The sequence below is a fragment of the Vibrio sp. 378 genome (assembly GCF_033339435.1).
Map to the genome: position 1 here is coordinate 1 of NZ_JAWOUO010000397.1, position 294 is coordinate 294.

Sequence of the window (294 nt, forward strand, 5' to 3'; positions counted from 1 at the left end):
TCGAATGGCGAGAACGCTTTCACCCATTGTGCCCACGGCAACCATCTCAAAACTTGTTCCGCCGGTGCCTCAAATCCATGGGCATAGCAATCCGAGCCAAGCTTTTGCCCCCACTTGCTTTCTGTTAAGTCTCCAGCGAGTACCATACAGACCTCAGCCGAGACAAAATGGCGACCTAAGTTTTGAATAAACCGCGCAACATGTCGCTCAGAGCAATCCAACAATGCCATTTCGCACAGAATCAATACGGGTGATTTATCTGGAATGGTCAGAGATTCGATCCACGACAGGTCT

General features: G+C 49.7%; 1 pseudogene. It reads right to left on the reverse strand.

The features are described from left to right. Window positions 1-294, reverse strand: a pseudogene (locus R7Q48_RS26510) (class I SAM-dependent methyltransferase); the annotation flags it as partial.